Raw genomic sequence first — 25,902 nt, 5'->3', positions numbered from 1 at the left:
GTTATCCTCCAAAGATAGATTCAATCCATAAACGTAGTTTAGTTCAAGTATATGTCATTTGCATGGCAAAATCAAAAAAATTGGGTTCAAATATCTGCTCCCGGATTTTCTGGGCAAAAGAGAGAAGGGGTGTAATCAGCTGAAAAATTAATTTTAATTATCGCTAAATTTGATTATTTATAATAAATGGAATGTTTAACATAATTAATAATATGCATAAATGAAATACTATAAATGCAAAAAGGTGAAGGGCTTTAAATTCGAAAAATTTCTTAAGAAGGGGAGCGGGGAAGAGGGATTCTCCAAAATAATAGAACATATAAAATATTATGTAAAATAAAATGGGGTAATTTAACTGCAAAACACAACATGTGGTGTTAGAAATGCAATGTTGGAACTAGAGGGTTTTTGCGAAAAACATTCCGGAAAATAAAAATTCATGGCAATAAATATTTGAATATTGCCATGAATGAAAGCTTACTTATTATTTTCGTCAGCCAGCGGATTTAATTTGACGGCTTCTCGAAGAGCCTCGTTATCCACGTGGGTGTAAATTTGGGTGGTCGAAACATTTTCGTGCCCAAGGATCATCTGTAAACTGCGAATATCAACTTTGCCATGTTTGTACATTAATGTCGCTGCGGTATGGCGAAGTTTATGGGGACTGTATTTTTCATCGTACAGACCTGCGCCGTGAACGTGCTTTTTGACGAGAATTTCGACGGTGCGTTTATTGATGGGCCGTCGATGGGTGGAGAGAAAAAGGAAGTCCTTATTCTCGGGATCCGTTTCTACTTTGGAGCGGATAGGCATGTAGTTCGCGATGGCCGATACGCAGGCGGAGTTCAGATACACAACGCGTTCCTTATTGCCTTTACCAATGACGGTGAGGGTGTCTTCTTTGATTTTGCTGATCTTGATACTGACGAGCTCTGATAATCGAAGGCCGCAGTTAAGAAATAGCGTCAAAATGCAGTAATCACGAATATAGTTGATGTTTTCCTGGTCCATGGAACGCAGCAAGCGCAAACTCTCATCCAGGGTCAAATAGACTGGATTTCGTTTCTTAATTTTTGGCCGTTCCAGTTCTACAGTTGGATCTTTATCGATGATCCGGACTTTGGAGGATAAGTATTTAAAGAAAGTTTTGATACAGGCCGTTTTTCTGGCACGGGCATAAGCGGAGTTTTGGCGTTTGCGATCCGTGTACGATAAGAACGCATAGATTTCCGAAAGTGTGATCTTTTGAATGAACTCATCATCGATATCATGGATCAGGATATCGGAGAACTCCAAGTCGGCTGGCACCAGACGGCGGTGCTGCTTTAAGAACCGAAAGAAAAGGCTTAGATCATAGCCGTAAGCCTCGATGGTGCTGTCCGATTTTCCGCGGATGGTGCTGGAGTAGTTTAGAAAGTCCAGCATGCGGGGAGGATAAGTGTCATAATAAGGTGTTTTCGGCGTATTCATTCATCTCATCCTTTCCGGTGGTTTTAAGAGGGCGCTTGGGCTAAAATTCTTCCGATTTTGCCTGCTTTTCTCTATTTTATCATATTAAATTCGCGAAATCAACATTTCGCGAAATAAATTATAGGGAGCCCAAAGCTCCCTTCTCCCTCAAGATTTACCAAAAAAATCCGTTAAATTGATGGAATTCCTTTCGATCAGCCAAAAGAGCTTCCGTATTCTCCGAGGTTACAGTTTTTCCAGGCTGATCGCAGTACTCCGCAGCATGAAATCCATCGCGGAGCATTCTGCTTTCGTGTATAGACTCTCTCTAGAGCGACCATTTACCGGATGTGATTTGGATAATGTCCACTTACGGCTTCCTGAATGATGATCTGCTCTTAGTTACTTGAAGCTTGAATATCGCCATGGTTCATTGCGATATCATACTTCCGTGCAGATCCCGTTCATATCACCACAATGATGCTTGAGCCATTGATTCCAATGGCTTCAGTGTTACCTGATATAGTTTTGCTCAAGCCCTGTTCCTATGAAAAAGCCAGATATCCGTTCGATACCTGGCTTTTTTTGGGTGAATGAACAAGTGTTCGGAAATAACTGTTATGTCTCTCATGCCCTAGTTCCCTTGAATCTTCACGAATCTTAAAGTCGCAATCCTTTGCCCAGTATCTCGTGGGTCGTGACATCCAGAAAGACTTGTATGGGTCCTAGGAGCGGATCCTGGGTGGTGTTAAAGGAGACCACGACCACTTCCCTGCCCTTCAGATCCAGGGATCCCTGGGGACTCCAGATGAGAAGGCTATTTGGGGGTTTTATGGTAACCACTGGGGCTTTGGTCCAGTCCAGGGTGGTCTGCTGTTCTTCCTTCGAGAGAGACTCATAGGCCAGGGTGCGAAGCTCCTCTTCCGGGGCTTTCCCTATTTTGGCGCAGCCTGCAAAGGAGGCGAAAAGCAAGAGAATCAAGAAGATCACAGGGGTTTTCATGGCATCACTTCTCCTTTAGGTTCTGGAAAAGTACGAGATTTTCGATGCCGAAATCCTCAAAGGGAATCACCAGGGTGAGAGCTGTCTTTTGCCCTTCTTCCAGATCCAGGGGAACTGTTGCGGCGGTTATCCCATATAAGGTTAAGCCGTAGGTCATCCCCTGATCATAGTACTCCTTGGCGGCTTCCTGGGGGTCTCCGGTAAAATTCGGCCAGGCCTTAAGCTCTTTTTCAAGTCTGCTTAGCACGGCAGGTTCATAATCAAAACCCGGGACGAAAAGATCCTTAATCGTCAGCTCCTTTCCCTGGAGATCATAAAGGCTGTAAGTGAAGCTGAGCTCATAGTCCTTGGGCCGGGTGACGTGCAGCATATGGGTGAGGCTGTAGTATAGGCTGTATCGGGAGAGAGAGCATTCCTGATAGAGTCCCCCCTCCTCATTGGAGGCAGTCATGGCTGCGAGGAGCTCCTCATCCAAAGCGGAACGGGCGGTGACCAGATCCTGCAAAGATTGCGGCGTTTCTTTCGGCATGGAGGTCTGGGAGAAGATGAAAATCCTTCCTCGGGTTTCATGGATGGATTTTCCCTGAAGATTTTGGGTCCCACGGGAAAGAATAAGATATTCTGTGGGCGAAGCTTTAAAGCTGTCCAAGTTTTTGTTGCCGAACCGGGTGTCTAGAACCAGCGAATCCCGGAGCATTTCCATGGGGATATAAACGCGAAGCGGATAGAACCGCAAATCAAGGAATGGTGTATGTTCATCGAAAACCAGAACCAGACTGTTTTCATTCAAGAAGAACTTCTGATCCTTCTGGATCCCGGGAAATGGCTCCACCAAGGCGAAATAGCTGGTGTCCTCCATGCTGTTTTCCCGGGTAAAATAAGAAGCCATCCAATCGCTCAGAAGCTTCAGGTAATCCACATCATCGGCAAAGAGATCTTTTAAGGTGACTTCCCTTCCGGTGTCTAGATCCAGCGTCATCGTGTCCACCTTCTCGATGTAGTTGCCCTTCACTTCCCAGTCCCGGGTAAAGGTCAGGGAAAGGAGACCGCTGTTGTTGAACACCATCATGGTGGAGACGGTTTGGGAAGTGGGCACCGCATCACCCAAGGCCAAGGTCTTGATCCCCCGATAAGGCGGATAGTCTGCCCGCAGGAGCGCTTCATGTTTTTCCTGGAGCTTTCCATTGATCTCCTTCTCCAGAGCTTCATTTTTCAGTCCTGCAATGGATGTGCTGACCGTGTACATTTTATCGGACTGATGATCCTTTGTGAGGATTTCCAAGGGGTTTCGATACATGGCCATAAAGCCGCTGGGTGAGGATATGGTCGCATAGAAAGAAGAACCGTCGGGACTTTCGGGGGTCTCCACCGGCGTTTCCGCCGGGGTTTCTATAGGCATGGGTTCTTGCGTCTGGCAGGCCGTGGAAAGTACTGCGGCAACCAAAAGTGCAGATAACATCAAGGATCGCCGGTGTCGCCTACTTAACTTTGACATATCCAGCCTCCTCCATGAGGTTCTGCCCCTCCTTGGACAGGATATAGGCCACAAGCTTTCGGGCATTGCTCTCTTTTGGTTCATCTTTACGCACCACGGCATAGTAGGCAGTGCGATAAGGATACTTGCTGCTGGCGATGCTCTCCTTGCTCGGCGCCACGCCCTCAATGCTGATGAGCTTCACCTTCTCGTTTTTCCACATGCTGGTGGTGTAGTAGAAATAGGAATACCCGATCCCGCCGGGCTGATCCTCAAAGGCGGCCACGGCGTCGATGAGCTCCCCCATGCCGGCAACGACTTGGGTGGTGGGCGCCTCCATGGGCGTCACGTCCTTCATCACCAGATCCAGAAATCCCGTCTGGCTTCCGGAGTTCACCGGCCGCTGATAAGCCAGGATGGGTTCATCCTTTCCCCCCACCTCTTTCCAGTTGGTGATTTTTCCCGAGTAGATCTCCACAATCTGTTTCTTGGTCAGGGAGTTCACGGGATTGTCCGCTCCCACGAGAAAGACAAATCCCTCGCTGACCACCGGGATGACTTCCAGCTCCACACCGGCCTTTTTCGCCAGGTCCAGTTCCTCTGCCGAGGGACTGGTGACAAAAATTACATCCGCCTTCTTGGCCATGAGATTGAGATAAGCCTCATGAGTTTTGTTATGAAGCACATAAAGCCGGGCCTCTTCCAGGGGGAGCTTGAGAAGCTTCGATACCAGGGCCTCGGACATGGGAATGGTCACGGTGGAGCCATCGACCTTCGGGTACGTTTCCAGGGTGAAGGATGGCGGTGCCACAGGTTCCACCGGCGTGCGGCATCCGGTGAGAAGCAGAAGAAACATCACCACGAGCAGGATTCCTTTTTTCCACATGAGCTTTTCCCCCTTAGTTCACATCTTTGTCTATAGTTTAACCAAGATTATTCAGAAGAGAATGACAAATTGATGAAACCCCCAGTTTCTCTTTAGAAATCAGGGGGTTTCATTAGTTTATGGGCTCGAGAAGCTTAGGGATTCTCGGAAAAGAGCTTCAGGTTTTCCAGGCCAAACTCATCAAAAGGAATCACATGACCCAGGGGGATGATTTCCCCTGACTTCAGCGTTATCGGTAAGGTGCCATACATGATGCCGTCGGGGTATAACGCCACAGTGATCCCCTCCCCATAGAGCTCTTCCGCGGTCTTTTCAAAGGCGGCTCCCCCAAAGCTCCACTGATCCATATCCTTCTGGATATGCCGGATGAAGACCGCTTCATAGTCTGCCGAAGGAAGGAAAAGATCCGGTAAGTGGACTTCTTCCCCCTGGAGGGTAAAGATCCCGTAGACGGACTTGTGGCGGGAGCTGTTGCCCTCCACATGAGAAAACTCATCCATGAGGAACACATAGAACTTCCCCACTTGATTCAGCGCAACGGCCTTCAAATACATGCCCTCTTTGTCTTCTTTCACGAGGGCCGCGAGGATTTCCTCATTTCGCACATAGTAGGATTCGATCCGCTTCACCAGAGCCTCCGGCACAGATTCCGGATAATACATGGACAGTTCCACCTGAATTTTCCCCACGGTTTCGGATGTCGTCTGGGAGTGCATGGGGATATGGGGAGCTGCCAGGAGAACATATTCCGTGATTTTAAAAGCAAAAAGGTCTTTGTTCTTCTCGGCAAACCGTGTGTTGAGGACCAGCTTGTCCTGAATGTCCAGAAGCGGAATGGGAACTTCCACCGGGGCCGCGGCCCCGTTAAAATTCGGGGTCTCCTGATCAAAAATCAGTATCAGCTGATTCTCCTGGAGGAAGAACTTCTGGGTTTTCGTGATTCCCGGAAATGCTTCGTCTAGGGGGAAAACCACTCTTCCCCCCTCACGGCTCTCGCGGATATAGGCCTTGATCCGGTCGTTGAGGAAGGTCACGTAATCGAAGTTCTCCATAAATAGATCACTCAAGGTCAGTTCCTGTCCCTTTTCCAGATCCAGGTTCAGGACTTCCTTGAGGACCACTTCCTCTGGTTCTTTGTACCAGGTGCGGTAGAAAGAGATGGACAGAAGACCGTTCCCGCTGAACTCCACATTGTCAAATACCTTCTCGATGCTTTTATTGAGGGGGTTTTCCGAAGTGCTTTTCTTCGCTTCCGCTGGAGGATTGACCATGGCCACCAGAGCTTCATGGGCTGCCCGAATCCGGCGGTTCAGCTCCTCTTCCCTGGTGTGGTCCCGAAGACCGCTCACCTCCACGGTGCTGTTGTGGATGTTCTCCTGCCGGGATTCGTGGATATTGACATCCAGTGGGTTACGGTAGTAGAAATAAAAGTTTCCATCGGAAACCGCTGCGGGATAACTCCCCTGCACCACACCACAAGGCGGACCGAGGATTTCGCCCGGCTTTTCCTTGCCGCTGGTCCGCCAGGACAGGCAGCCGGTGGTGGACAGCATCAACGGAATGAGGAGCATACAGCCCAGGAATCGGATACGTCGCTGGCTAAATCGGATCATCTCACTTCTCCTTCGTCATGGTGAACTTCTGCTATGGGGAGTGGATAAAGCATATGTCCCATGGAAACACTGTATTTTCTATACAGGATAAATCTATATCTCTACTCTACCATAGGATGAAGGGATAGGGTTACAATTTTCTGAAATTTGCGGACGTTTCCTGCAAGCAAGAAAATAGACGGGGCAAGATACCCCGTCTGCGGTCTAATAATCATCGGTCACCTGGAAGATATAGAACTTGAGATAGTAGGACTGATCTGCGGCCCAGAGGATGGGATGATCCGGGGCCTGGGTACGGTACTCCACCTGTCGGAGACGCTTGTGGACGTTCTTCGCCGCCTGAGCCAGGGTCTTCGTGAAGAGCTCTGGGGTCATGAAGTGGGAACAGGAACAGGTGGCCAGGAAGCCGCCGTTCTTCACTAGCTTCATCCCCCGCAGATTGATCTCCCGATAGCCTTTGATGGCGTTTTTGGTGGCGCTTCTCGATTTGGTGAAGGCCGGAGGATCCAGGATGACCAGGTCAAACTTCTCCCCTTTTTCTTCCAGCTCCGGCAGGAGCTCAAAGACATCCCGGGTAATAAACTCCACCCGGTCCTCCACCCCGTTGAGCTTGGCATTGAGTCGAGCCTGGGTGACGCCCAGCTCCGAGGCATCCACGCCGAGGACATGCTTGGCGCCGGCAATGCCGGCATTGAGGGCAAAGGAGCCCGTATGGGTGAAGCAGTCCAGGACCTTGGCGTCCTTCGCCAGCTTCTGGATGGCCAGGCGGTTGAATTTCTGGTCCAGGAAAAAGCCGGTTTTTTGCCCGTCCTTCACATCCACAAGGTATTTCACGCCGTTTTCCACGATCTCCACGTTGGTGTCAAAGGGTTCCCCGAGGAATCCCTTGGTCCGCGCCAGGCCTTCTTTTTCCCGGACCTTGGCATCGCTTCGCTCATAGACACCCCGAATGTTATAGCCATCGGCAGCCAGGATCTCCTTGGCCAGCCTCACCAGGGTCTCTTTGTAGCGGTCAATTCCCAAGGCTAGAGACTCCACCACGAAAACATCGCTGAACTTATCGATGACCAGCCCCGGCAGGTAGTCTGCTTCGCCAAAAATCAGGCGGCAGCTGTCTAGCGGGACCACTTTCTTCCGGTAATCCCAGGCATCCTGGACACGCTTTCGAAGAAAGGCTTCGTCGATGACGGCCTGGGGATCCCGGGTCATCATCCGGACCCGGATGGTGGACTGCACATTGATGAAGCCCTTTCCTAGGGGATAGCCGTCAAAATCCTGGATCTCCAGGATGTCTCCATTGTCAAATTCGCCTTGGATCTCGGCGATCTCGTTATCATAAATCCAGAGTCCTCCGGCTTTCAGTTCCCGGCCTTCTCCCTTTTTCAGTGTCGCAATTGCCATCTTGATTTCCTCCCTTGTGGTCATGTCCTTATACCACCGGCTGAAGCTGGCGGCATAAGGAAGGATTACCTTCGGTATGGTTTTGCCGAAGGTAATCCTGAGTTTCGTACAGCACCTAAAAAATCGCAAAACCGTAAGTTCAGCGTTAGTGGTGCACGGTTCATATCTTCCCTATTCTATCCTGATTTCGAAACGGTGACAAGGAAATTCTTCGAGGGCGAAGGTCACCGGGCCCCCTGATGGGGGTAGGGTGACCGTTTTTGGAGGGCTTTGGGTTTCTCGAGAACTTCATGCCAGATGAAGCCCATGCGAGCATCGGAGAACTGAAAGAGGGTCTCCCCCTCTTCCTCTTCCAGGAGTACTGTGACGGTCATGGGCGTTTCCTCCGGCACCGGGGCATCGTTGATGGCATAGTCCTTTTCCATTTCTTTCTGCCACTTTTCAGCATCGATGCGGGAGCGTTCTTCCATGGCAGCTTCATCCAAAGCTTCCTCCGCCCAGAATTTGTCATAATATGCCTTGTCCATATTCTCGGGCTTTGGCGGGGGCGATGAGGGTTTTACTGTTGTAGGAGGCCTTCGGGGATAGAGCTGCTCTCCAGTGAGCTGTCGAAGAAAGGTTTCCACGGCCTCTTTCTGGCGCTGCTGTGCCTGAAGTTTCTCCGGTGTAGGCGCGGGTTTTCCTTCGGAGGATGTCTTGCGGGCTTTCTGATTGCGCTTGGTGGCGGCGGAGATCCCGAAGACCAGAATCAGAAGGATGATTTCCAGGAAATCCATGGCACTGCCTCCTTCTTACTCATCCTTTTGGGCGGTGGCGGGTTTTCCCGACTGGGAAATGGCATCGCGCATTTGGGTATCCGCCTGGATGTTCTTCAGATTGTAGTAGTCGAAAGCACCCAGATGACCATCGCGGAAGGCTTGAGCCAGGGCCCGGGGGATTTCCGCTTCGGCTTCCACCACACGGGCGCGCATGGCCTGGACTTCGGCCTTCATTTCCTGCTCCTGGGCCACAGCCATGGCCCGGCGCTCTTCTGCCTTGGCCTGGGCGATCTTCTTGTCCGCCTGGGCCTGGTCTTCCTGGAGCTTGGCGCCGATATTGCGGCCCACATCGACATCGGCGATGTCGATGGAGAGGATCTCAAAGGCCGTCCCGGAGTCCAGTCCCTTTTTCAGCACCGTGGAGGAAATGGAGTCGGGGTTTTCCAGAACCAGCTTGTGGTCTTCCGAGGAACCCACAGTGGTGACAATGCCTTCGCCCACACGGGCGATGATGGTTTCCTGGCCGGCACCGCCCACCAGGCGGTCGATGTTGGCCCGGACCGTGACTTTCGCTTTGACCTTCACTTCAATGCCGTTCTTGGCCACGGCACTGATGAAGGGGGTTTCAATGACGATGGGGTTAACGGACATCTTCACGGCTTCCAGCACATCGCGACCGGCCAGATCAATGGCCGCCGCCCGCTCAAACTCCAGGGGAATCTGGGCTCGTTCGGCAGCGATGAGGGCATTGACCACGCGGTCCACATTGCCGCCAGCGAGATAATGGGCTTCCAGGGTGTTCCCGTCCAGCTTCAGTCCGGCCTTATCGCCTTTAATCCAGGGATTGACGATTTTGCTGGGCACGACCCGGCGAAGACGCATGCCGATGAGGTTAAAGAACCCCACTTTTACGCCGGCAGCCAGGGCACTGATCCAAAGGCTCACCGGAATAATGGTGAAGAGCATGACAAAAAGAACGACGACGATGACAAAGATAATGAGGGATGAATAAAACTGTTCAGGCATTTACTCCAACTCCTTTTCGATGATCTTCACAAATACGCGCATACCTTCGACTTTGGTCACTTGAATGGGGGTCCCCGCTGGGATGAACTCTCCGGCGCTGATCACATCAATATCCTCCCCTTCCACGGTCATGGTGCCCGAGGGTCGTAGGGTGGTTTTCGCCACGCCGATTTTGCCCACGTGGCGTTCCAGATCCGGGGTCACGGCGATATAGCCGTTTTCGGTGGTTCCCCGGTGCTGCAGGATCAGCCGTGTGAAGACTCGGCGTCCTGGGGTGAACCGGAAAACGATGACGAGGAGCACAATGGAGCCAATCATGGCGATGACCAGGGACTTGACGGCGGTGGCGGGATCGGGGGTGGACAGGAAGATGCTGCCAAACATGGCGGCCAGTCCCGTGATCCCCGTGATGCCAAAGCCCGGAATGAGGAAAATTTCAATGAGAAGTAGCACCAGCCCCAGGAGAAAGAGAAGGACCGCTTCCCACCCGGTGACGCCGGCGAGGATTCCTCCCCCAAAGTAGAGCCCCAGACACAGAAGTCCCAGAATGCCCGGGATGCCAAATCCAGGGGTAAAGAACTCAATGAGGAGTCCCGCCAGGCCCAACATGAGGAGAATGGTACTGACGCCGGAGGAGGTGAGAAAATCCGTCACCCGGTTCAGGGTGGTTTTCCCGCTGCTGCCGATGACGGTGAAGCCCTTCGCTTGTTCAAAGTGGATCATGCTTCGGTAGACCCCGTCGGTCATGCCCAGCTTGTCCGCTTCGTCCGCCGTGAGGGTCAGGAGCTTTCCGGCTTCCACAACGCCGGGAATGGCGATGGACTCATCGGCCATGGCCCGGGCGATCTGGGGATCCCGGCCGTTTTTCTCTGCCTGGGCTGCTAAGGCCGCGGCCCACACCGACACGGTTTTTTCATCGGCCCGCACCCCGCCCAGCTGGGGTTCAGCCCCGCCCAGGGTGGAACCTTCCGTCATGTACATCTCACTGCCGCTTAAGGCCAGGAGGGCACCGGCGGAGATGGCCCGCCCGTTGACGAGGACAATGGTGTCCATGGAGGAGATGGTGTCCGCCATCTCCAGAGCTGAATCCACTCGTCCGCCTAAAGTATCCAAGACCAGGTACACGGCTTCTGCGCCGGCTTTCTCTGCCGAAGCGTAGGCTTCCTTCAGCCAGAGGGACTGGCTGGGCGAGACTTCTCCGCTGAAGCGCACTTCCCAGACGTCCAGCGCCATCACTGGCGTCAGGGCAAAGGAAGAAGCGAGGAGGAGCGTCGCCATCAGTTTCCAAACACGGGTCATGATTCATCATCCTTTCCGGAGAAACTTTCCCGTCACAAACGGGAGAACTCCTCTGTATCCTCATCATAGCACCTGCCCATATCGCGTTCCACAATAATTTTTCGATAATTCAGATAGTGTTAAGCGAAAAAAGAGGAAGAACCAAGATTCTTCCTCCAAAAGAGCATTATCGGATAAAGGAGCTCACCACATCGCAGAACTCCTGGGGAGCCTCCACCATGGGGCCATGGCCAGCATTTTCGAAGACGTACTCTTCGGATACCCCGCCGTTTCTGCGGTATTCCTCAAAGACTCTGCGAGACTGGGCGATCATGGCATGGGGCGGATAAACCTCGTCGCCGGGCCATCCGGGAACGTAACCCAGTTTGCCCAGGTAGCCGATGTCCAGAAGACAGGTGTCGGAGACGATGGCGTCCTTTGCCCCGCGGATCCAGAGGAGCGGTGGTTTCTCCGGAAGATTCACGATGCCGGAAAGATCAACATACTTGCGGGACATGGCGTTGCCAATGCCCCGGGTGCCGGGAGCCATATGGGGCCATTCCGCACAGGGCAGAAAATCTCCGGGATAGTAGTCTTCGCCGATGCCCATGCGGGTCATGCTGTCCACAAAAAGATCGATCCATTCCTGTTCCAGAACGAAGCCCGGAGCAAAGTAGTTTTTCAGCACATTGGGTACGGAGAAGGGATTTTCAGCGGAAATATCCTTCTCCGCCAGGGCTTTGACGAAGTTTACATTGACGGTACCTCCGCCGGTGCCGCTGTAGCTTGGATTGTTGGGGGTGCCGTCTTCCCGGGTGCCGCTGTAGCCATAGGGCGGCAATGGATTGACCAGGATGAGAGAGGCCACATTGTCCGCGTGATCCAAGGCGTACTGGACGATGACGCCTCCCCCCATGGACCAGCCCAGAAGATGGGGCTTTTTCGTCAGGGATAAAGCCTCAAAAAAGGCGTGGAGATCTTCGCTCCAGCCGCGAAGTCCCTGGGTGGCGTCGATGGGGAGGCGTTCGGTGAAGCCATAGCCCCGAAGATCCGGTGCCAGGACATGGAATTCGGCGCTGAGCCGTTCAATGGTGTCCAGATAGAAAACATTGGAGGAAGTGTTCCCGTGAATGAGGACCAGAAGCTTGTCATGCTCCTCCCCTTTTTCCAGGTACGATACGGTGAGCCGGCGGGTTTTGATTTCCTTCGGTTCCAGTCTGGGTATCAATACTATCCCTTCTTTCCCAAATATTTTAAAGATGAAAACCTCTTCACCTTTTATTATATCGGTCCGACTCCACATTTTCAAACCTTCTCCTGTTAAGAGTTTGTGACATCGGCTTTCCCGCTGCTGGGAAATGGCGCATTCCCCACAAGACAAAGACCGCAAGGGAAATTTTCCCTTGCGGTCCGTTAAAAAATTCTTATCTCTGTACGCGAGCGCTTCCGCCGCCCATGAGCTTTTCCACTTCAGCCTTGCGAGCCATGGAGGTGTCTCCAGGCGTGGTCATGGCCAGGGCTCCGTGAGCTGCGCCATATTCCACGGCCTTCTGGGGATCCTGGGTTTCCATGAGTCCGTAGATGAGTCCGGAAGCAAAGCTATCGCCTCCGCCTACGCGGTCCATGATCTCCAGGCCCTTGTAGTCGCGGGACTTGTAGATCTCTCCGCCAGCCCAGACCATGGCAGCCCAGTCATTGACGGTGGCCGACTTGACTTCACGCAGGGTGTTGCCGATGGCCTTGAAGTTGGGGTATACCTTTGCCACATTGTCCAGCATACGCTTGTAGCCTTCGATGTCCAGTTCCTTCAGGTTTTCGTCATTGCCTTCGATTTCAAAGCCGAGGCATGCGGTGAAGTCTTCTTCGTTGCCGATCATGACGTCCACATACTTGGCGATTTCCTTATTGACTTCCTGGGCCTTGGCCTGTCCGCCGATATTGCTCCAGAGGGAGGGACGGTAGTTCAGGTCGTAGGAAACGATGGTGCCGTACTTCTTGGCGACCTTCAGGGCTTCGATGACCACTTCAGCAGTGGTTTCGGACAGCGCTGCAAAGATACCGCCGGTATGGAGCCAACGAACACCCAGGGTTCCGAAGAGGTATTCCCAATCCACATCGCCCACTTTCAGCTGGCTGGCTGCGGTGTTTGCCCGGTCAGATACGCCCAGGGCTCCACGGACGCCAAATCCGCGTTCGGTGAAGTTAAGACCATTGCGCACGGATCGGCCGATGCCGTCAAAATCCTTCCAGACGATGAACTGGGAGTCCACCTTGCCGGCGTCGATGAGCTCTTCCACCAGGTAACCCACATCATTCTTGGCCAGGGCGGTGACCACGGCAGTCTTCAGGCCGAAGCACTTGGCCAGGCCGCGAGCCACATTGTACTCGCCGCCGCCTTCGGATGCGCGGAATTCGCGGGCTGTGCGGATTCTTCCCTCGCCCGGATCCAGTCTGAGCATTACCTCGCCCAGGGACAGTTCGTCATACATACATTCTGATTTCGGTCTTAATTTAAGATCCATATTCATTCCTCCGATTTCTCGTTCTATTTTCTTTTGTTAAGGGATTAAATTATGCGTTGGGTCGAACCTTCTTGAAGATGTCCGTAGCTTCTTTGGACAGACGGGTAATCTCTTCCCAAGCACCGGCATTGACCAGTTCCTTGGGGCACATCCAGCTGCCGCCTACGGCTTCGATCTTGTTGAACTCCAGGTATTCAGTCATGTTGGCTGTTCCGATGCCGCCGGTGGGGATGAAGGTGATCTGTCCGAAGGGTCCGGCCAGAGCCTTGATGGTCTTCAATCCGCCATAGTTGCCTGCGGGGAAGAACTTGAAGATTTCCAGTCCTTCTTTCAGTCCGATAATGATTTCCGTCGGGGTAACCACGCCGGGAAGCATGACCACACCCAGTTCCTTGGCTTTGCGGATGACATCCACATCGGAACCTGGGGATACGATAAACTGAGCTCCTGCAGCGACAGCTTTCTCGGCCTGTTCAATGGTGAGTACCGTTCCTGCGCCCACGAGCATTTCTGGAACTTCTTTGGCGATTCGGGCAATGGATTCCTCCGCTGCGCTGGTTCTGAAGGTGACTTCAGCCACAGTGATTCCTCCGGCCACTAAGGCTTTCGCCAGGGGAACAGCATCTTCGGCTTTGTCCAGTGCAATGACGGGAACAATTCCACACTTTCTGATTTTTTCAATCGTCGTCATCATTTGATTCTCCCTTATGATATATTTTCTTAAAATACAACATTTACCGTATCTAGTTTATCACTTTTGTGTTCCCCTGTCATTAGGAACCCATGGAATCCTTTCGCCTTTTCGGCTGGATATTGGGCTTATCTTGCAAAATGAGCCGTTTTGGAAATGGAAATTGATTTTGGTGTGCATATGATTTCAAATTTTCAAGTTGTATGAATCAATTATACAACAGAAAGAACCCCCGACAAAACCAGCATTAAAACACCCCGGAGAATCGTCTCCGAGGTGTTCGCTGTCTTAGGGGGTTTGGAGGAAAGATTGGGCGGCCAGGACTTCCTCTCGGGTCAGGCGATGCCCTTCCCCGTGCCAGTAAGTCTTGACGGCAGCCCCTCGGCGACGAAGAAGCTCTTCCAAAGCTCGTGTGTTTTCCGGAACCACGATGGGATCATTGGTTCCTGCGCCGAGGAAAATGGGCATCCCCTTCAGGGGGATTTCCGGGGTATCCTTCAGGGGGACCATGGGGGCAAAGAGCACCGCTTCCGCAAAGACGGGGCCGTGAAGGAGTGTCATGGCCGCGGCCATGTTGGCGCCGTTGGAATACCCCACGGCCGTCAGCTGGGAAGGATCCAAGCCATAAGAGGCTACGGCTTCCTCCAGGAAGGCTTTGATGTCCTGGGCCCGGGCCATGACATCCGCCTCATCGAAGACGCCTTCAGCGAGCCTTCTGAAAAACCGCAGCATGCCGTTTTCACTGACCTCGCCCCGAAGGGCCAGGATGGAAGCCTCCCCGTCGAGGAGCTTCGCCACGGGGATCAGGTCCCGTTCTTTTCCTCCGGTGCCGTGAAAGAGCACCAGGGTGCGGTGACCGGGCTTGCCGGCCTCAAAAAGATGTTTCATGTTCTCACCCTCGCCAGCTTCGTGTTCAGGGGGCGAAGCTGCTTTTCGATATAGGCCCGCCGATTCTCCAGGAAAGGCGGCAGGGAGAGGCTTTCGCCCAGGTATTCCAGTTCTTCATCCGTATCAAAGCCCGGACCGTCGGTGGCCAGCTCGAAGAGAATGCCGTTGGGCTCACGGAAGTAAAGGGATTTGAAGTAGAATCGCTCCACAAAGCCGGAGTTTCGGAAGCCCACCTGGTTGACGGTGTCGATCCACTGGCGAAGCTCGGTCTCATCCTCGACGCGGAAGGCAACATGGTGGACGCCGCCATAGCCCTGCCGTTCAAAGGGCAGATCGCTGCGGGTTTCCAGATGGATTTCTGCGCCGCTGCCGCCCTCGCCGGTGCTGAAGACCTGAATGGGGGGCTGACCGGGCATTTCTGCCTCGTAGGAGCCCGTCTCCCGGAAGTTCATGAGCCGGGTGAGGGTCAGGATGGTATTTTCGGGATCCTTCACCGTGAGGCGCACAGGGCCCAGGCCCAGGATCTGGAACTTCGCCTCCACGGGAGACTTGTCCCAGGGCTTTCCGGCAGCGACCCCCACATTGGTCTCATCGGAGACCAGCATGAGCCTCTGCCCTTCCGGATCTTTAAAGTAGAGGGTTTTTCGGCCGGCCCGTTCCCGGATGGGTTCCTGCCATACGCCGAAGTCTTCGAAGCGCTTCTGGAAGTGATGGAGGGCCGCATCGTTTTGTACGCGTAGGGAGATGAGGGAGATGCTGGAGACCCCTTCCACATTGGGTCGGGTATCGGGGAATTCAAAGAAGGTCAGGGCTGTTCCCGGGCTTCCTTTGTAGTCGCCGTAGTAGAGGTGGTAAACCGAAATATCGTCCTGATTGACGCTCTTTTTCACCAGACGCATGCCCAGCACTTTCGTATAGAAGTCGTAATTCTTTCCAGCGGAGCTGGTAATGGCGGAGACGTGGTGGATTCCTTTAAATTGCATGATCTATTCCTTCTTTCTTGTGTATTTTGGGGATTTATTCTTGTGCGGCCTCTTCCCGGGGGGATTCCCCCTCATGGGCCTTCATCGGTTCAACTTTGCGGAGGAGCCGGAGGAGGGTTTTTCGTTCCTCTGGGCTGAGTCCCTGGAAGGTTTCCTTCTGAAAACTTTCCATGAGGGGGACCACTTTATCGTGGAGGGCAGCGCCCTGGGGGGTTAAGGTGACAAATTTTGTTTTCCATTCCTGCCTTCGGCAGACCAGGCCCTTCTCTTCCATGGAGCGGAGGAGCTGGCTGATGTTGCCTTTGGTGGCCAGCAGTTTTTCGGACAAGGTATTCTGGGTCATTTCCTGCGCTTTGCCCAGCTGGGCCAGCACATCAAACTGCGCCACGGTGATGTCGTACTCCCGAAGAATCCGGTTGGATTCCAGGATGTTCCGGTTGTGGATCCCGGCAATTTTAAACCAGAGAATAATGCTTTCGCGGGTTTCTGTGTTCATCCTTCGATCAACTCCTTGATATGAGTTTATAACTAAACTGATAAAATGTCAATGGTCAAATTTAATTTTACAAACTTCATTTTGCGGACATGTTTTTGAATTTGCTTGCACGGGGAAATCCAGCGCAACGTCAAAAGAGAGCCCCGGCTTCCCGCTTGGGGAGCCAGGGCTCTCAGATGAGCTTTTCCATCTCTTAGCGCAGTTCTTTACGGTAGAGGATGATGCCGGTTTCCGTACTCACCACATAGGTGAAGTCGAAGATCCCGAAATCATCGGACTGCAGGGTAAAGTAGAGATTATAGACCTTCTTGTTGTTGTACACGTCCACCTCATGGCGGATGAGCTCCTTGGTGAGAAGCGGCGCGTACTTTTGGGTCAGGGTATTGGTGGCGAAATAATTCATGACGATTTCTTTGGCTTTGTCTAGGGTGATCTTGTCGACAGTGTCCAGCACCGAAGGATTCTCGTACTTCATGGAAATGCTGACCAGTGTGCCGTCAGCGGTGTACTGGATGTACACGTTGTTTCCAGTGAAGAACTCCCCTTTTTTCTGGCGGGATGTGCTTTTGTACTGTTTTCGGGTTTCGTCGAAGCTGACTTTGGTTTCAAACTCTTCGAGGTCAAAATCCAGCCGTTTTAAGGCATCCTCGGCTTTCAGCAGAATTTCCTCTTTCTTGGCCACCACCGTGGTGATGGCGGAAGGAGCATTGCGCAGATAGACCGTCATGAGTTTTCCGTCAGGGGTCACCTCATAACTGTAGGTGGTATCGGTGTACTCCTTCAGGGCCAGACCATCATAATTCTTGGTCCGGACAAACTTGATATTCTCGGCCTTATCTGTGGAAAAGCTTAAAATGGGTGCCGTCTGTACGGCGGTCTGGTCTTCTTTTTTCATGCATCCGGAGGTCATCAGCAGAACCAGAAGCAGAATCAGGGCAGTGGTCTTAATTCGCATACACGTCATCCTCTCTCAGAAGGATTATATAACAAACGTATAAAGAGATTATGAATTTTTGGAAATGTTTTTGCCTGGAATGGGTTTACAGGGTTTTTGCCACGAAGAATCCCGGGATGAGAAGACAGATCACCGTAATGGCCACGGCAGAGATAATGCCGCCGATGAAGTTGCACAGAAGACTCTTCTTGAAGTCCAGTCCCAGGAATGCGGCGATGGCGCTGCCTGTCCAGATGCCCGTCGTCGGCAACGGAATTCCCACAAAGAGGATCAGGCCCAGTTCTTTTCGCTTTTCCAGGGAATCGCGGTTTTTGGCGATCTTGCTGTCGATGAGATCCACCAGCCGCTTGAAGACCGGCTTGGTCTTCAGGAAGGCATAGATCTTATTGAAAAGGAGCAGAATAAAAGGTGAAGGAATCATGCTTCCTGCCAAAGACACGAGAAAAATGGTCAGGGGGCTCAGCTGGTGAACAAAGCCCAGGGGAATGGCCCCTCTTTGCTCAATGAGCGGAATCATGGAGAGAAAAAACACTTGCAATATTGGGCTCATGGTAACTCCTTTAGAAGCCTCATGCCGGCCTTAGGGGCCGGCAAAGGGCGTTTTCCTTCCATTATACCGTAATTTCGGATTTTTTCCAGTCGCTGCTGCCGTAGGCTTCCAAAATCGGATCCACTTCCAGGGCGATGAACTCTTCCACCTGCCCGGGGGCGCGTCCCACGAACTTTGAAGGATCCAGGACCGTTTCCAGTTCTTCGTGGGTCAGGCCGAATCGGGAATCATCCGCAATCCGCTGGAGAAGATCGTTGGGGAGGCCTTCCATCTTCACCTGGCGGGAGGCTTCCATGGAGTGCTCCCGAATGAGCTCATGGAGCTCCTGACGGTCTCCTCCCCGCTTCACGCCTTCCATGATGATGTTTTCCGTAGCCATGAAGGGCAGCTCGCTGCGCAGATGGGCGGCGATCATCTTCTCATAGACCACCATCCCCTCGGAGACGTTGATGTAGAGGTTGAGGACTCCATCCAGGGCCAGGAAGGCTTCCGCCACGGCGATGCGCTTGTTGGCGGAGTCATCCAGGGTTCGTTCAAACCACTGGGTGGAGGCGGTGATGGCCGGATTCAGGGCATCCACGATGATGTAGCGCGCCAGGGCACCCATGCGTTCGCTGCGCATGGGGTTGCGCTTGTAGGCCATGGCGGAGGAGCCGATCTGGTTTTTCTCGAAGGGTTCCTCGATCTCCTTCATGCTTTGGAGAAGACGCAGATCATTGCTGAACTTGTAGGCGCTCTGGGCGATTTCGCTGAGCATGTTCAGCACCTGGCTGTCGATCTTTCGGGGATAGGTCTGCCCCGTGACGCCGAAGGAGCTGGGGAAGCCGAAATGGGCGGTAACCAGGCGGTCCAGTTCCTTCACCTTCTCCTCATCCTGATCAAAGAGCATCATGAAGCTGGCTTGGGTTCCCGTGGTGCCTTTGACGCCTCGGAACCGAAGATTTTCGATGAGGTGGTTCAGCCGCTCCAGATCCAGGGTCAGGTCCTGCATCCACAAGGTGGCGCGTTTTCCCACGGTGGTGGTTTGGGCAGGCTGGTAGTGGGTATACCCCAGGGTGGGCAGATCTTTATACTTCAGGGCAAAGGCTTTGAGGTTTTTCAGCACTTCCACCAGTTTTGTCCGGATGAGGAGGAGCCCCTCCCGCATGATGATGAGGTCCGTGTTGTCCCCCACATAGCAGCTGGTGGCGCCCAGGTGGATGATGCCCTTGGCGGACTCCGCTTGGAGGCCGTAGGCATGGACGTGGCTCATGACATCATGGCGCACCAGTTTCTCCCGGGCTTCCGCCTCGGCGAAGTTGATGTCGTCCTTGAAGCGGATGAGATCATCGATCTGCTCCTGGGTGATGGGCAGACCCAGTTCCCTCTCGGCTTTGGCCAGGGCGATCCACAGCTCACGCCAGGTTTTGAACTTCTTCAGATCGGAAAAGATGTAGCTCATCTCCGGTGAGGAGTAGCGGCGGTTTAAGGGGGATTCGTAACGGTCTCTCATGGTTTAGTCCTCCATATTTCTTTCGTTGGGGTTGATGTATTTCAGGAAACCGGCATCCAGGGTGAGGATGAGTTTTCCGGTTTCCACCAGGTAATCGAGATAGCTGCGGAGCATCCGCTCCACCACCAGGTATTTGTTGATGCTGCCCACCCGAAACCCCATGGTTTTGGCTGCAGCTTTCAGAATGTCTTCCTGGGTCATTTTCTCCGTCACCAGGCGAAGCACTTCCTCTGCCCGCTGGCGGTAAAAGTAGATGTTGTCCGTGATGAGATCCCGGATGTCCGGATATACGCCCTTATGGGCCAGGACATACCAGTCGGATTTTAAGGCATAGAGGGAGACTTTGCTGGCCAGATCCTCCTTGAGAAGGTAGGCATAGGGCATTTTCGCGCTGGCCATGACGTCCTCGCTGATGAGGGCGTCCCCCAGATAGGAAACCTTGTCCGGGGTGGTGATCACCATGTGGCCAATGCTATGCCCGGGGGTGTGGAGAAGCTCGAAGGTCACCCCGCAAAGGGTAACGGAGGTCTCCTGGGACGAGATGGGGAGGTCCGTCTGGACCACCATATGGCCGTAATGCTCTTCCACCTTGGACAGCGGATAGGTGCTGTAGAAGATTTTCAGCCCCAGGGTGGAATGGACAATGTTCGCCTCTTCCTGGGCCATGGCGACGAGGGCGCCATATTTTTCCTTGAAAAACTGGGCATTGCCCACGTGGTCGATGTGGGCGTGGGAACAGAGAATTCCCTTGACCTGGAGGCGGTTAGCCGTGAAGAACTCCGCGAGTTTTTCCCGGTGGTCCTTCATATAGCCCGTATCCAGCAGGATAATATCGGTTTCGTTGATTTTATAGTAAGGCAAATCCAGGATTCCCAGATCGAGAACATAGGTATTTCCTTGGATGAGTCGGCTTTCCATGGAATTTCTCCTTTGTGGGTTTATGTTTCTGACAGTACTAGTATACACTAGAATCCCAAATATTCACCAAGAATTTTCCGAGAATGTGCGTGTTTTTCCCGACGAAAAAGAAAGCTAGGATTGATGACTCAATCCTAGCGGGTTCTTCTTCTTTTTGGGAGAATGGAAAATTACTCTTCCAGATTCTCGATGAGCTTTGCCACTTCTTCACAGGCCACATCTTCATCTTCGCCATTGGCGATGACGGTGATGTTTGCACCCTTGGTTACGCCCAGGGACAGAACACCGATGAGACTCTTGACGTTGGCTTTTTTGCCGTTATATTCAACGCTGACGTCAGACTTGAATGAAGAAGCCTTCTTTACTAAAAGCGTGGCCGGTCTGGCATGCAGACCTGTAGGGTTCTTGACTGCAACTTCCTTTGAAACCATTTAATCACCTCGTTTGTTACTATTTTCTAAACAACCTAATTATAACATGTTTTGCGTCGAATACAACAAGGGCTACAGTGAGATTTCCATGAACTTCACAAAGGCGCTGTTTGCCTTGTAGTTGATGGATAAATCCCGAATCTTGTCGGGGGTGGTGATGATGAGCGGCGAGGTGACCTTGGCGGAAAGTCCAACAAAGTCGCGATCCATGAAGAGGAGTTTATCCCCCACAGTGACCTTATCCCCCACTTTCACATAGGAGGCGAAACCCCTTCCCTGGAGCTTTGCCGTATCCAGTCCCGCATGGATCAGGATGGTCAGATGATCCGGGGTGCTGATGGCCACGCTGTTGAGATTCTCGGAAACCAGCACCACCTGCCCGGAAACCGGGGCAAAAAAGATATCGCCGTCGGGGATGATGCAGACGCCTGTTCCCCCCACCAGATCATCGGCGAGATAATCATTGGCCTCATCCATGGGGATGACTTCTCCGGCCACAGGCATGTACAATGCACATTTTTGGCTCATATCCCTACCTCCTAGGATAATGATGCAAGAAACTCCTGAATCCGGTCAAAGCCCTGTCCAATGGCTTCCTGCCTGATGGCATAGGAAAGACGGACGAAGCCTTCCAGACCGAATCCTGAACCGGGAACCACCGCCACGAGATAATCGCTGAGCAGTTTATCGGCAAAATCCAGCGAGCTGGTGATGGGCTGGCCTTTATACCGTTTTCCGATGAAGTTGCGGATATCCAGCATGAGATAAAAGGCGCCCTTGGGGTAGATATAGTCGAGACCAGGAATGGCATCGGCACGGCTCACCATGTAGTCCCGTCGTTTTCTAAACTCCTCGTTCATCACCGGGATGAAGCTCTGATCGCCATTTAAGGCTTCCAGGGCGGCATACTGGACGAAGGAGGTGCTGTTGGAGGTGGTGTGGCTTTGGATGTTTCCCATGATCTTCGCCAGCTCTTTGGGAGCGGCGGAGTAGCCCAGCCGCCAGCCGGTCATGGCATAGGCTTTGGAGAGGGCATTGATGACCACCGTACGGTTATAGGCATCTTCGCTTAGGGTAGCGATGGAGTGATGTTTCTCCTCCCCGTAAATCAGCGGCTCATAGATCTCATCGGAGATGATGAGAAGATCCTTTTCTTTGCAGAAATCCGCGATCATGCGGAGCTCCTCCAGGGAGTAGATGGTTCCTGTGGGGTTATTGGGACTGTTCACGATGATGACTTTGGTTCGGGGAGAGACACTTTTCTCCAGATTCTCCCGGGTGAACTTGTAGTCATCCTCTTCCTGAGTGTCCACGATGACCGGAGTTCCGCCGGCGATGGTGACCAGATCCGGATAGCTCACCCAATAGGGTTTGGCGATGAGGACCTCGTCGCCGGGATCCAGCATGGCCGTGAGCACATTGTGGAGACACTGCTTGCCTCCCGTGGAAATGACGATCTGGTCCCGGGTGTAGGAGAGATCGTTGTCCCGCTTAAACTTGGCGATGACGGCATCCTTCAGCTCATTGATTCCCGTGGCGGGGAGATATTTGGTCTTCCCTTCCTCCAGGGCCTTTTTGCAGGCATCCACGATGTTCTTCGGCGTGTCGAAGTCCGGTTCACCAGCGCCAAAGCCGATGACCTGTTTTCCTTCGGCCTTCAGTTCCCGGGCCTTGGCAGTGATGGCCAGGGTGATTGAGGGTGCGAGCTTTCTGGTTTTCAAAGAATAGTGCATGAGTTCCTCCTCTATCGTTCTGATCTTCGTTGGGCTTGTTTGGTCAGATTCAGGTGAGCTTTTTGCAGTTGAGCCATCAGATGATCATTGAGACCATAGCGGCCCAGTTTATCATTGGCGCCGGAGATCGTCCGGTCCAGCTGACCATGGAAATCGCTGCCGCCGGTGATGAGCAGGTGGTTTTTGCGGGCCAGGGCATAAAAGCGGTTGGTCATCTCTTTGGTATGGGAGGGATGATACACTTCAATGCCCAGGAGTCCGTAGGCTTTCAGCTCCAGAACCAGGCGTTCAAAATGAAGATTGTTGAGTTTCTCCCCCGGATGGGCCAGGATCGGAATTCCTCCGGCAGCGCGGAGGGTTTTCAGCGCCAGGCGAGTATCGATTTTGTAGCGCTTCTCATAGGCCACCTTGTCCACATCCAGGTAGAGCTCAAAGGCTTCCCGGATGTTCTTCACATAGCCATGGGCAATGAGGAGTTTCGCGATATGTGCCCTTCCATAGGAATCCTTGGGCTGCGCCGTATCCGGCAGCAAGATCCCCAGATCGGAAAGGTTTTTCAGGATTTTGTGGTATCGGTCCACCCGGTCGGTTTTGGACCGGTCCAGAAGAGCCAGCAGGGCTGGATCATCCGTGGCGTGAAAATAGGACAGAATGTGGATTTCATGCCCTTTGTAGTACGTGGAAACCTCGATGCCGGGAATGATGTCAATATCCTCAAACTGGTCCTGAAAATTGCCGTAGGCGCCCAGCGTGTCGTGGTCTGTGATGGAGATCCAGCGGATTTTCCGCTCCCGAGCCATGGCGATGATTTCGTCAGGGGTAAATGCTCCATCAGAGTAAGTCGTATGAATGTGCAGATCGTTGAGCATCCCATCACCTCTATCTCTCTCTATACTAAATTTAACATATTCTCCCAGAATTGTAATGGGGTAAGGCGAAATTCTACTCCATCCAAAGATTCCCCGAAAAACCGGAAAAGCATGGAAAAAGCGTCACCATTTTTCCGTTTTTTCCCGCAGTTTTGGGCTCTCCTTCAGCGAGGAAAACGGAGGGGCCGTCCAGGGGGGCAAATGGAGAATTTAGTGCCTGTATTTCGCAAGAGATTGTCATGGAAAAACTGCGGCCTTTCCGCATAATGAGGATAAGAGAACCAACGGGAGGGAACTTATGGAGCGAATCGAAGACAAGATGCGGATCATACAGGAGACGGTACCGGGCAAGCAGGTGACCCTGGCGCACCTCATCGCGAACCCGGATAAGATCGTCTACAAGAAACTGGGACTGAACCCCCATGTGGATTATCATCATTCCTCCATCGGCATCATGACCATGACGCCCAGTGAAACGGCCATCATCGCCGGAGATTTGGCGGCCAAGACGGCCAATGTGGACCTGGGGTTCATTGACCGGTTCAGTGGAAGTCTGATCATCACCGGCAAGATTTCCGAAGTGGAATCCGCTTTGAAGACCATTCTCGCCTATGCGGAGACAAAGCTGGGTTTCACGGTCTGTCCGGTCACGAGGACCTAGCCATGCGAAGAATGATGCTGGTTGGCCGCAGCGAAAGTGGGAAAACCACCCTCACCCAGGCGCTGCGGGGGGAAAAGATCCATTACAGCAAAACCCAAAGTATCCATTATCATGAGGTGATCATTGACACCCCCGGAGAATATGCGGAAAACAAGGACCTTGCTGCTGCCCTGGCAGTCTATTCCTATGAAGCGGATGTCATTGGTCTCCTCATCAGCGCGACAGAACCCTACTCCCTGTATCCGCCCAATGTGACAGGATCTGTGAACCGGGAAGTCATCGGCATTGTGACCAAAGTGGACAAGGAAGACGGCGATCCTCTTTTGGCGGAAGCCTGGCTAAGGCTCTCTGGCTGCGAGAAGGTGTTCCAGGTGAGCGCAGTCACCGGTGCCGGGATGGATCCCCTTCTGGCCTTTCTTATGGAAGATATCGAGATCTGGACATAAAGAGAGACCGGAACAGACCCCTCCAGATGGAGTGATGGGCTGTTCCGGTCTTCTGCTTTTCATGGGGGACTTTGTCAGGCGGTGGCTTTTTGCTGCGCTTCTTTATCCTTCATCCTTCGATTGAGCGTTTCCTGCATGACAAGAAAAAGTGCCGCAAAAATGAGTAAATAGAGCGGGAATACGCTGATCAGGCCCCTTCCTGCCAGGAGGCCAAATAGAGCAGGCATGGTTGTGCTTCCGATATAGGCGAAAGCCATCTGGATCCCGATGATGGCCTGCGCGGAATCCTTTCCAAACCGTTCCGGAGTTTCATGGATCATCCCGGGGAAAGCTGGGGCGCAGCCCAGGCCCACCAGGAGAAAGGATGCAGGATGAAGTCCAGGAACCGGAAGGAAAAGAAGCAGAATTCCCAGGACTGCCAGGAAAATTCCTGCGCGGATGATGACGGGAAAGCGATAGCGCAGCGTGACAAATCCGGTGATCATCCGACCCGCCATGATCCCTCCATAATAGAGAGAAACAAAGCGGGCAGCACTCTCCGGAGCCTGTCCGTACTGCTGAACCAGGAAGGTGGCTCCCCAAAGTCCCATGGTCATTTCCAGGGCGCAGTAACCGAGGAAGCTGAAGATTGCCAGTTTCACGCCGGGTATGGCATAGATCCCGGCAAAACCGGAGGTTTCGGCGGCGGCCTTCTCCTCCGGTTCCAGGACAGGACGACTTTCATAGCGTCTCCAGAGCGGGAGGGAAAACAGCAGAACAGCCACAATCCCCAGCTGAATGGCGGATACAGCACCGTACCCGCCTCGCCAGGAGACCTTCCGGGCAAGGAACAGGGACATGATCATGGGGCCCAAGGAGGCGCCTACACCCCAGAAACTATGGAGCCAGCTCATATGGCGGGCTTCAAAGTGTTTGGCCACAAAGCCGTTCAGGGCGGCATCGACGGATCCCGCACCCAATCCCAGGGGAAGAGTCAGGAGAAGCAGCACTTCAAAACGGGGGGCCTGGGAAAAGCCGAGAAGCGCCAGGGCCGTCATCGCCACACTGACCAGGGTAACTTTCCCGGTGCCGAACCGGCGAGTTACGGCTCCGCTGAAGAAACTGGAGACGATGGTTCCCCCCGTGGTCAGGATGGAGAGCATTCCCGCATTTTCCACGGGAACCCCCAGGGAAAGATGCATGGCTGGCCAGCCTGCTCCGAGAAGGGAGTCGGGGAGCCCTAGGCCGATGAAGGCGAGATAGATGATCATGAGGAATAACGTAGCCATGGGATCGAGTCCTCTCTTTCTCCCGCTCGCAGGCGGGAACACATTGGTTTCGTTGCTGGACGCAAGGGAAAGGGAAAAAAGGGCAAGGAATTGGGGTGGACCGACGGTCCAC

26 protein-coding genes are annotated in these 25,902 nt (G+C 53.0%); 2 read left to right on the top strand and 24 right to left on the bottom strand.

All coding sequences use genetic code 11. The features are described 5' to 3' along the window. Positions 1–477: 477 nt before the first annotated feature. The 23 genes from KCG48_RS01025 to KCG48_RS00915 form a co-directional block, all read right to left on the bottom strand. Complete coding sequence (locus KCG48_RS01025) at positions 478–1,470, bottom strand: tyrosine recombinase XerC (RefSeq protein ID WP_211799426.1); 993 nt, start codon at positions 1,468–1,470, stop codon at positions 478–480. Between the two features lie 639 nt (positions 1,471–2,109). Then, positions 2,110–2,451 (bottom strand): hypothetical protein, encoded by a 342-nt coding sequence (locus KCG48_RS01020; protein ID WP_211799425.1) that lies wholly within the window; start codon positions 2,449–2,451, stop codon positions 2,110–2,112. Between the two features lie 4 nt (positions 2,452–2,455). After that, positions 2,456–3,946, bottom strand: a complete 1,491-nt coding sequence (locus tag KCG48_RS01015; protein ID WP_211799424.1) for an RsiV family protein — start codon at positions 3,944–3,946, stop codon at positions 2,456–2,458. Beyond that, a complete protein-coding gene (locus KCG48_RS01010; protein ID WP_211799423.1) occupies positions 3,930–4,811 on the bottom strand; it encodes a PstS family phosphate ABC transporter substrate-binding protein in 882 nt (293 codons plus the stop codon). Before KCG48_RS01010 ends, KCG48_RS01015 begins: the two co-directional genes overlap by 17 nt. A 134-nt stretch (positions 4,812–4,945) precedes the next feature. Beyond that, positions 4,946–6,424 carry a DUF3298 domain-containing protein gene (locus KCG48_RS01005; protein WP_211799422.1) on the bottom strand — a complete coding sequence of 493 codons (1,479 nt, stop codon included), beginning with the start codon at positions 6,422–6,424 and terminating at the stop codon, positions 4,946–4,948. Positions 6,425–6,628: 204 nt separating this feature from the next. Then, on the bottom strand, positions 6,629–7,825 hold the full coding sequence (locus KCG48_RS01000; RefSeq protein ID WP_230976933.1) for a class I SAM-dependent rRNA methyltransferase: 1,197 nt from the start codon (positions 7,823–7,825) through the stop codon (positions 6,629–6,631). 224 nt (positions 7,826–8,049) lie between these two features. Then, on the bottom strand, positions 8,050–8,601 hold the full coding sequence (locus KCG48_RS00995) for a hypothetical protein (RefSeq protein WP_211799421.1): 552 nt from the start codon (positions 8,599–8,601) through the stop codon (positions 8,050–8,052). Between the two features lie 15 nt (positions 8,602–8,616). Next, positions 8,617–9,609, bottom strand: a complete 993-nt coding sequence (gene floA / locus KCG48_RS00990) for a flotillin-like protein FloA (RefSeq protein WP_211799420.1) — start codon at positions 9,607–9,609, stop codon at positions 8,617–8,619. Further along, positions 9,610–10,908, bottom strand: a complete 1,299-nt coding sequence (locus KCG48_RS00985; protein ID WP_211799419.1) for an NfeD family protein — start codon at positions 10,906–10,908, stop codon at positions 9,610–9,612. A 166-nt stretch (positions 10,909–11,074) separates the two neighbouring features. Continuing rightward, a complete protein-coding gene (locus KCG48_RS00980) occupies positions 11,075–12,115 on the bottom strand; it encodes an alpha/beta fold hydrolase (RefSeq protein ID WP_230976932.1) in 1,041 nt (346 codons plus the stop codon). 196 nt (positions 12,116–12,311) lie between these two features. Further along, complete coding sequence (locus KCG48_RS00975) at positions 12,312–13,376, bottom strand: sugar kinase (RefSeq protein ID WP_456239169.1); 1,065 nt, start codon at positions 13,374–13,376, stop codon at positions 12,312–12,314. Between the two features lie 82 nt (positions 13,377–13,458). After that, a complete protein-coding gene (gene eda / locus KCG48_RS00970) occupies positions 13,459–14,103 on the bottom strand; it encodes a bifunctional 4-hydroxy-2-oxoglutarate aldolase/2-dehydro-3-deoxy-phosphogluconate aldolase (RefSeq protein WP_211799416.1) in 645 nt (214 codons plus the stop codon). 285 nt (positions 14,104–14,388) lie between these two features. Then, positions 14,389–14,988 carry an alpha/beta hydrolase gene (locus KCG48_RS00965; RefSeq protein ID WP_211799415.1) on the bottom strand — a complete coding sequence of 200 codons (600 nt, stop codon included), beginning with the start codon at positions 14,986–14,988 and terminating at the stop codon, positions 14,389–14,391. Continuing rightward, positions 14,985–15,971, bottom strand: a complete 987-nt coding sequence (locus tag KCG48_RS00960; RefSeq protein ID WP_211799414.1) for a ring-cleaving dioxygenase — start codon at positions 15,969–15,971, stop codon at positions 14,985–14,987. The genes KCG48_RS00965 and KCG48_RS00960 overlap by 4 nt, the downstream gene beginning before the upstream one ends. A gap of 34 nt (positions 15,972–16,005) precedes the next feature. After that, a complete protein-coding gene (locus KCG48_RS00955) occupies positions 16,006–16,467 on the bottom strand; it encodes a MarR family winged helix-turn-helix transcriptional regulator (protein ID WP_211799413.1) in 462 nt (153 codons plus the stop codon). A gap of 193 nt (positions 16,468–16,660) precedes the next feature. Continuing rightward, complete coding sequence (locus KCG48_RS00950; RefSeq protein ID WP_211799412.1) at positions 16,661–17,422, bottom strand: hypothetical protein; 762 nt, start codon at positions 17,420–17,422, stop codon at positions 16,661–16,663. A gap of 85 nt (positions 17,423–17,507) precedes the next feature. Beyond that, on the bottom strand, positions 17,508–17,972 hold the full coding sequence (locus KCG48_RS00945) for a COG2426 family protein (RefSeq protein WP_211799411.1): 465 nt from the start codon (positions 17,970–17,972) through the stop codon (positions 17,508–17,510). Positions 17,973–18,033: 61 nt separating this feature from the next. Further along, a complete protein-coding gene (gene purB, locus KCG48_RS00940) occupies positions 18,034–19,464 on the bottom strand; it encodes an adenylosuccinate lyase (protein ID WP_211799410.1) in 1,431 nt (476 codons plus the stop codon). A 3-nt stretch (positions 19,465–19,467) separates the two neighbouring features. Beyond that, a complete protein-coding gene (locus KCG48_RS00935; RefSeq protein WP_211799409.1) occupies positions 19,468–20,382 on the bottom strand; it encodes an MBL fold metallo-hydrolase in 915 nt (304 codons plus the stop codon). Positions 20,383–20,552: 170 nt separating this feature from the next. After that, positions 20,553–20,813: an HPr family phosphocarrier protein gene (locus tag KCG48_RS00930; RefSeq protein ID WP_211799408.1), complete on the bottom strand. Its 261-nt coding sequence runs from the start codon at positions 20,811–20,813 to the stop codon at positions 20,553–20,555. 72 nt (positions 20,814–20,885) lie between these two features. After that, a complete protein-coding gene (locus KCG48_RS00925) occupies positions 20,886–21,341 on the bottom strand; it encodes a PTS sugar transporter subunit IIA (RefSeq protein ID WP_211799407.1) in 456 nt (151 codons plus the stop codon). An 11-nt stretch (positions 21,342–21,352) separates the two neighbouring features. Next, entirely contained in the window at positions 21,353–22,546 is a 1,194-nt protein-coding gene (locus tag KCG48_RS00920; protein ID WP_211799406.1) for a pyridoxal phosphate-dependent aminotransferase, read from the bottom strand. 11 nt (positions 22,547–22,557) lie between these two features. Further along, on the bottom strand, positions 22,558–23,415 hold the full coding sequence (locus KCG48_RS00915; protein WP_211799405.1) for a PHP domain-containing protein: 858 nt from the start codon (positions 23,413–23,415) through the stop codon (positions 22,558–22,560). A gap of 298 nt (positions 23,416–23,713) precedes the next feature. Here KCG48_RS00915 and KCG48_RS00910 point away from each other — a divergent pair, with 298 nt between their 5' ends. Together KCG48_RS00910 and KCG48_RS00905 are read left to right on the top strand one after the other, a co-directional pair. Then, the gene (locus KCG48_RS00910; protein ID WP_211799404.1) at positions 23,714–24,076 is read left to right on the top strand and encodes a BMC domain-containing protein; all 363 of its coding nucleotides are present in this window, start codon (positions 23,714–23,716) and stop codon (positions 24,074–24,076) included. A gap of 2 nt (positions 24,077–24,078) precedes the next feature. Beyond that, complete coding sequence (locus KCG48_RS00905; protein WP_211799403.1) at positions 24,079–24,522, top strand: EutP/PduV family microcompartment system protein; 444 nt, start codon at positions 24,079–24,081, stop codon at positions 24,520–24,522. A 74-nt stretch (positions 24,523–24,596) separates the two neighbouring features. On the opposite strand, the gene KCG48_RS00900 is transcribed toward KCG48_RS00905, so the two are convergent. Continuing rightward, a complete protein-coding gene (locus KCG48_RS00900; RefSeq protein WP_211799402.1) occupies positions 24,597–25,790 on the bottom strand; it encodes an MFS transporter in 1,194 nt (397 codons plus the stop codon). Positions 25,791–25,902: the final 112 nt, after the last annotated feature.

It is taken from the genome of Proteiniclasticum sediminis (assembly GCF_018128025.1).
GTDB lineage: Bacteria > Bacillota > Clostridia > Clostridiales > Clostridiaceae > Proteiniclasticum > Proteiniclasticum sediminis.
This window is presented reverse-complemented; position numbering and strand designations above follow the sequence as displayed.

What these genes read in the sequence shown, in the direction of transcription:
- KCG48_RS00910 (WP_211799404.1), top strand. Translation starts at nt 23,714, where the DNA reads ATGGAGCGAATCGAAGACAAGATGCGGATCATACAGGAGACGGTACCG.
- eda (WP_211799416.1), bottom strand. Translation starts at nt 14,103, where the DNA reads ATGATGACGACGATTGAAAAAATCAGAAAGTGTGGAATTGTTCCCGTC.
- KCG48_RS01010 (WP_211799423.1), bottom strand. Translation starts at nt 4,811, where the DNA reads ATGTGGAAAAAAGGAATCCTGCTCGTGGTGATGTTTCTTCTGCTTCTC.
- KCG48_RS00930 (WP_211799408.1), bottom strand. Translation starts at nt 20,813, where the DNA reads ATGGTTTCAAAGGAAGTTGCAGTCAAGAACCCTACAGGTCTGCATGCC.
- KCG48_RS00905 (WP_211799403.1), top strand. Translation starts at nt 24,079, where the DNA reads ATGCGAAGAATGATGCTGGTTGGCCGCAGCGAAAGTGGGAAAACCACC.
- KCG48_RS00975 (WP_456239169.1), bottom strand. Translation starts at nt 13,376, where the DNA reads ATGTATGACGAACTGTCCCTGGGCGAGGTAATGCTCAGACTGGATCCG.
- floA (WP_211799420.1), bottom strand. Translation starts at nt 9,609, where the DNA reads ATGCCTGAACAGTTTTATTCATCCCTCATTATCTTTGTCATCGTCGTC.
- KCG48_RS00945 (WP_211799411.1), bottom strand. Translation starts at nt 17,972, where the DNA reads ATGAGCCCAATATTGCAAGTGTTTTTTCTCTCCATGATTCCGCTCATT.
- KCG48_RS01000 (WP_230976933.1), bottom strand. Translation starts at nt 7,825, where the DNA reads ATGGCAATTGCGACACTGAAAAAGGGAGAAGGCCGGGAACTGAAAGCC.
- purB (WP_211799410.1), bottom strand. Translation starts at nt 19,464, where the DNA reads ATGAGAGACCGTTACGAATCCCCCTTAAACCGCCGCTACTCCTCACCG.
- KCG48_RS01020 (WP_211799425.1), bottom strand. Translation starts at nt 2,451, where the DNA reads ATGAAAACCCCTGTGATCTTCTTGATTCTCTTGCTTTTCGCCTCCTTT.
- KCG48_RS01015 (WP_211799424.1), bottom strand. Translation starts at nt 3,946, where the DNA reads ATGTCAAAGTTAAGTAGGCGACACCGGCGATCCTTGATGTTATCTGCA.
- KCG48_RS00900 (WP_211799402.1), bottom strand. Translation starts at nt 25,790, where the DNA reads ATGGCTACGTTATTCCTCATGATCATCTATCTCGCCTTCATCGGCCTA.
- KCG48_RS00995 (WP_211799421.1), bottom strand. Translation starts at nt 8,601, where the DNA reads ATGGATTTCCTGGAAATCATCCTTCTGATTCTGGTCTTCGGGATCTCC.
- KCG48_RS00950 (WP_211799412.1), bottom strand. Translation starts at nt 17,422, where the DNA reads ATGCGAATTAAGACCACTGCCCTGATTCTGCTTCTGGTTCTGCTGATG.
- KCG48_RS00915 (WP_211799405.1), bottom strand. Translation starts at nt 23,415, where the DNA reads ATGCTCAACGATCTGCACATTCATACGACTTACTCTGATGGAGCATTT.
- KCG48_RS00965 (WP_211799415.1), bottom strand. Translation starts at nt 14,988, where the DNA reads ATGAAACATCTTTTTGAGGCCGGCAAGCCCGGTCACCGCACCCTGGTG.
- KCG48_RS00920 (WP_211799406.1), bottom strand. Translation starts at nt 22,546, where the DNA reads ATGCACTATTCTTTGAAAACCAGAAAGCTCGCACCCTCAATCACCCTG.
- KCG48_RS00985 (WP_211799419.1), bottom strand. Translation starts at nt 10,908, where the DNA reads ATGACCCGTGTTTGGAAACTGATGGCGACGCTCCTCCTCGCTTCTTCC.
- KCG48_RS01025 (WP_211799426.1), bottom strand. Translation starts at nt 1,470, where the DNA reads ATGAATACGCCGAAAACACCTTATTATGACACTTATCCTCCCCGCATG.
- KCG48_RS00925 (WP_211799407.1), bottom strand. Translation starts at nt 21,341, where the DNA reads ATGAGCCAAAAATGTGCATTGTACATGCCTGTGGCCGGAGAAGTCATC.
- KCG48_RS01005 (WP_211799422.1), bottom strand. Translation starts at nt 6,424, where the DNA reads ATGATCCGATTTAGCCAGCGACGTATCCGATTCCTGGGCTGTATGCTC.
- KCG48_RS00960 (WP_211799414.1), bottom strand. Translation starts at nt 15,971, where the DNA reads ATGCAATTTAAAGGAATCCACCACGTCTCCGCCATTACCAGCTCCGCT.
- KCG48_RS00955 (WP_211799413.1), bottom strand. Translation starts at nt 16,467, where the DNA reads ATGAACACAGAAACCCGCGAAAGCATTATTCTCTGGTTTAAAATTGCC.
- KCG48_RS00935 (WP_211799409.1), bottom strand. Translation starts at nt 20,382, where the DNA reads ATGGAAAGCCGACTCATCCAAGGAAATACCTATGTTCTCGATCTGGGA.